Raw genomic sequence first — 3,718 nt, forward strand, 5'->3', positions numbered from 1 at the left:
CCGTCACGCGGGGCGGAGGCCCATCCCCGTCCGGTGGTCGCGGTATCGCGGGGTCCAGCCGAGTTCCCGGGCCGCCTTCGCGCCCGAGACCCGCAGGTGGGTGTCCAGCATCAGCGCCCCGAGGTAGGGCACCACCAGCCGCAACGCCCACCCGGGCAGCCGCAGCCCGCGGCCGCCGGCCGCAGCCGAGCGGGCCGCGCCCAGCTCGCCCCAGGTCGAGGGCCGCTCGTCGACGATGTGGTACGCCTCGCCCGCCCGCCCCTTCTCCAACGCCGCGACGGTGGCCGCGGCGGCGTCCTCCACGTGGACCCACGGCACCGTCCCGCCCCCGCTCCGGGGCACGGGGACGGCCCGGCTCCCCGGCATCGGGTCGAACCAGGTCCCGGGGCCGTAGAACACCCCGTACCGCAGGGCGCAGCCCGCCACGTGCCCGGCCTCGAAGAGCCGGCCCTCGGCCTCGACCAGCCCGGTCACGACGTGGTCGGCGACGTTGCCGCCGTACACGCCGAACGGGTCCTCCTCGGTGAGGAAACGTTCCCCGTGGTCCCGGTACCCGTAGCCGAGGACCAGGGACTGGGTGAGGAACCGGGCGGCCCCGACCGCCTCCGCGGCCTCCAGGAGGTTCGTGGTGCCGCGCTCGCGCAGCACATTGCTGGGGTCGTCCGCGGTCAGCGTCCGCCGGGGCGCCTTGAGCGCCGTGAGCTGGTGGATCACCGCGTCGGCCGATACGCCGTGCAGCGCGCGCAGCAGACCGTCCCGGTCCAGGGCGTCCGCCCGGACGGGCTGGGCGCCCAGGGTGTGCACGACCGCCGCGGACCGGTCCGTCCGGGCGAGCGCCAGCACCTGGTGCCCGCCGTCCCGCAGCGCCCGGGTGAGCGGTCGGCCGATGGCCCCCGTCGCGCCCGCGAGCAGAACTCTCATCGTCAGCCTCCTGAAGTGGGTACGACCGTATGACCGCCGACGTGGTCGAAACCTGACACCTCGCCGCCGGGCCCGGCGGCGGCACGCAGGGCCGCCTCGACGCGGCGGTTGCTGGTCATGGTCGCGGTGACGGTGGTCATGGTGAGGAGGAGGCCGGCGGCGGCGAAGAGCGGGGTGCGTACGTCGTAGGCGGTGGCCAGCCAGCCGCCGAGGAGCGCGCCGAACGGAGCCGCGCACATGGCGAGCATGCGCGAGGTGGAGGCGACCCGGCCCATCAGGTGGGCGGGCACGATCGCCTGCCGGAGGGAGGGCGCCAGCACCATGGTGGCGCCCATGCCCGCGCCGCAGACGGCGAGCGCGAGCCCGGCGACGTACGGGTCGGGGGCGGCGGCAAGTCCCAGGACGGCGAGTCCCTCGACCGCGGCGGTGCAGGTCAGCGCGGTGCCGGTGCCCAGTCGCCGGCCGAGGAAGGAGGCGATGCCCGCGCCGAGCAGGCCGCCGGCCGCCTCCGCCGTGAGGAGCAGGCCGAAGCCGAAGGCGCCGATGCCGAGCCGCTCGTGCGCGAAGAGGGCGAGGACGGTCTCCACGGCGAGGAAGGCGACGTTCCCGACCGCCGGCCGCAGCGCCAGCCCGAGCAGCAGCCGGTCCCGGAACACGTACGAGGCACCGGCCCGCGCCTGCCGCAGCAGGGACTCACGGACCTGCGGAACCGGTCGGGGCGCGGCGGGCAGGGACCGTACGAGCAGGGCGCAGAGCGCGAACGAGACCGCGTCGGCGAGCAGCGGGACCGCTCGCCCGAGCGCGAGCAGGGCACTGCCCGCGGGCGGCCCGGCGAAGCCGGAAGCGGCGGTCTGGGTGCCGCGCAGGCGGGAGTTGGCGCGTTCCAGGAGCACCGGATCGCGGCCGAGCAGATCCGGCAGGTACGCCGTGGCGGCCGTGTCGAAGAAGAGCCCGCCGAGGCCGAGGAGGAAGGCGACGGCGGCGAGCAGGGGAATGCTCAGCACGTCGAGGGCGGCCGCGGCGGCCGGTACCACGAGCAGCACCGCCCGCGCCGCGTCCGTGACCCACATCGTGCGCCGCCGGTCCCAGCGGTCGACCAGCGCACCGCCCAGCACCCCGAAGAGCAGCCAGGGCAGCGTTCCGGCGGCCGTGACGACGGCGAGCGCCAGCGGATCCCGTGTCAACGTCAGCGCGAGCAGCGGCAGCGCGGCGTGCGTCACCCCGTCACCGAGCGAGGACACGGTCTGCGCGGTCCACAGCCGTCCGAACCCGACGGGCAATTTCTTTGTGCCTTGCGTCACTTGGCGTCGTTCCCTTCGGTGTGCCGGCCCGATGCCGGGTGGAACAGCGCGAAGACGAGCGACGCGTCCGGCAGCGAAGGATCGGACAGCGCGCGGTACTCGTCCGCCAGGGCCTGCAGCCGCGCCCCCAGCTCCGCGAACTGCTCCTCGGTGAGCCGCAGATGGGCCATCCGTACGTGCCGCTCGCCGTCCTTCGGCGCTGCCTCCAGGTCGGCCACGGCGTGCCGCATCAGCACGTCAGGGCCTCCCTCGCCCGGGTCCGGCAGCACGATCGAGCGCGCGGCCATGGCGTAGTACCGCTCGGTGACCCCCCGGACCTTCCGCGTCCGGACCACCTTCACCAGACCGGCCCGTTCGAGCAGGCGTACGTGATAGCTGGAACTGCCCTTCGCCAGGCCCACGCGCCCGGCGATCTGCGTGATGGTCGCGGGCTCGAAACGGAGCACGGCCATGATGCGGTGGCGGGTGAGGTTGGAGACGGCGCGCAGCTGCTCGTCCGTGGTGACGTGGAACGCCTCGGGAAGATCATCGGTTGGCATGGCCCCAATGGTCAACATTTCTTGACCATTGCGCAAGAGGTGTGCCGGGGCCGGCCCGCCGACCAGCAGCTTTAGGATCTGCGGCATGGCAACACGACTTGTGCAGATCAACATGAAGGCCCATGACGACGCGGCGCTCGGCCGGTTCTGGGCGGAGGCGCTCGGCTGGGGGCTCGACAGCGAGGGACCCGGAGTGACCAACCTCGAACCCGTGGGGTTCAGCTACCCCGACCCCACGGCGGTCTGCATCGACCTCATCGCCCGCCCGGAGCCCAAGACGGTCAAGAACCGGGTGCACCTCGATCTGGCCACCACCTCGACGGCCCATCAGGAGGAGCTGATCGCACGCCTGAAGGATCTCGGCGCGACGCTCGCCGACGTGGGCCAGGGCGACGACGTCCCCTGGACGGTCATGGCCGACCCGGAGGGCAACGAGTTCTGCGTCCTGGAGCCCCGCCCGATCTACCGGGACACCGGGCCGATCGCCGCGGTGGTGGTCGACTGTGCCGACCCGCGGGAGATGGCCCGGTTCTGGGGCGAGGCGACCGACTGGACGGTGCACGAGGTCACCGACGACCAGGCGACCCTGCGCTCCGCCCAAGGCGTCGGCCCGTACCTGGAGTTCGTCCGCACGGCCGACACCAAGACCGTGTGGAACCGCGTCCACCTCGACGTGCGCCCCTACCGCGGGGACGACATCGCAGCGGAGGAAGCCCGACTGCGCGCGCTGGGCGCCGGCGACCCCGGTGTCGACCAGTCCGCCATCCACTGGACGATTCTGACCGACCCCGAAGGCAACGAGTTCTGCCTCCTCGCCCCTGCCTGACCCCACCACGGCTCCGGCCACGGCCCCGGGAGGCCGCGCCCGGTCATGCGGAATCCTCCCGGTCCGGCCCCGCCCCCGGGGCGGGGCCGGACCGGGAGGATTCCGCATGACCGGGCGCGGCCTCCCGGGGC

The 3,718-nt window shown here is 74.0% G+C and carries 4 protein-coding genes; 1 reads left to right on the top strand and 3 read right to left on the bottom strand.

What is annotated here, in order from left to right; translation table 11 throughout:
* Window positions 1-3: 3 nt before the first annotated feature.
* Genes EF918_RS33685 through EF918_RS33695 form a run of 3 tightly spaced genes read right to left on the bottom strand, consistent with a single transcriptional unit; the run spans window position 4 to window position 2,761 of the window.
* Entirely contained in the window at window positions 4-921 is a 918-nt protein-coding gene (locus EF918_RS33685) for an NAD(P)-dependent oxidoreductase (RefSeq protein ID WP_125652689.1), read from the bottom strand.
* 2 nt (window positions 922-923) lie between these two features.
* Window positions 924-2,222: an MFS transporter gene (locus EF918_RS33690; protein WP_260610928.1), complete on the bottom strand. Its 1,299-nt coding sequence runs from the start codon at window positions 2,220-2,222 to the stop codon at window positions 924-926.
* Window positions 2,219-2,761, bottom strand: coding sequence for a transcriptional regulator (locus tag EF918_RS33695; RefSeq protein WP_125652690.1), 543 nt, complete (start codon window positions 2,759-2,761; stop codon window positions 2,219-2,221). Before EF918_RS33695 ends, EF918_RS33690 begins: the two co-directional genes overlap by 4 nt.
* Window positions 2,762-2,846: 85 nt before the next feature.
* Between EF918_RS33695 and EF918_RS33700 the strand changes: the two genes are divergently transcribed.
* On the top strand, window positions 2,847-3,587 hold the full coding sequence (locus EF918_RS33700) for a VOC family protein (protein WP_125652691.1): 741 nt from the start codon (window positions 2,847-2,849) through the stop codon (window positions 3,585-3,587).
* The last annotated feature ends 131 nt before the right edge of the window (window positions 3,588-3,718 follow it).

Source organism: Streptomyces sp. WAC06614 (assembly GCF_003949795.1).
Taxonomy (GTDB): Bacteria; Actinomycetota; Actinomycetes; order Streptomycetales; family Streptomycetaceae; genus Streptomyces.

Coding starts and splice junctions, on each gene's coding strand:
- EF918_RS33695 (WP_125652690.1), bottom strand. CDS start 2,761: ATGCCAACCGATGATCTTCCCGAGGCGTTCCACGTCACCACGGACGAG.
- EF918_RS33685 (WP_125652689.1), bottom strand. CDS start 921: ATGAGAGTTCTGCTCGCGGGCGCGACGGGGGCCATCGGCCGACCGCTC.
- EF918_RS33700 (WP_125652691.1), top strand. CDS start 2,847: ATGGCAACACGACTTGTGCAGATCAACATGAAGGCCCATGACGACGCG.